Annotated in this window: 1 protein-coding gene; it reads right to left on the bottom strand. The window is 46.0% G+C overall.

All coding sequences use genetic code 11. The annotated features are described in order from the left end of the window. Window positions 1-45: 45 nt before the first annotated feature. A partial coding sequence (locus C7K08_RS14935; RefSeq protein ID WP_106501208.1) for an amidase family protein occupies window positions 46-709 on the bottom strand: 664 nt, incomplete at its 5' end.

Here is a 709-nt window from a genome sequence, read left to right as displayed (position 1 = left end):
GAATAGACATAGGCAAAAAATCAATCACTTTAAACTAATCCATTATTAGGATATGGGCAAATTTAGTAGCAATTGATCACCGCCTGAATGGGTGATTAAGCCTAAACCAACAGGTAGGCCTTCAATATTATCAAGGGTCCCTGGCCAACACAGTTGCGGTAGCCCACCAATGCTGGCAAGGGCTCCAAGTTGCAGCAAGCGGTGAATAACATTGCTTTTGCTGCGATCAGAACCAAGACTATTGCGTAGGGGGGCAACTGTTGGTGTGCAAGGAATCAACAACAGAGCAGGGGCATCACTGCTGGAATTGGGTGCTAAAAGTTGGTGCAACTTTTTTTGCAAATTGAGTCGCTCTATTTGGACGGAAGCCAAGAGATTGCGATCGCGGTTTGCTACTAAAGAGCAATTACGCGCAAATGTTGTGCCAACAGGCAACTGAGGTGGCAAATGGGAGAGGCTCGATTCAATTTCAGCCCATTGCACTACCTCAAGCAGGTTTTTTAATTGCTCTGTGCACGAAAGATTCAACACCGCTAATGGCCATTCCTGAAGTGTTAATCCCAAACGGCTAGCCAAGTGCTTGCATTTTTCTTTTAATGGTGTCGCCACTGCCGGATCAGCCAGCTCCCATAGTTCAGGAATCCAAGCAATTGCGCGAATAGCAGTTGTTTCAGCAACTGGATTGCTTAGCTGAAGCAAGGTAAACATC

This window comes from Synechococcus lacustris str. Tous (assembly GCF_003011125.1).
Taxonomy (GTDB): Bacteria; Cyanobacteriota; Cyanobacteriia; order PCC-6307; family Cyanobiaceae; genus Synechococcus_D; species Synechococcus_D lacustris.
Note: the sequence above shows the minus strand (reverse complement) of the source record. Positions and strands in the feature narration are given on the sequence as shown.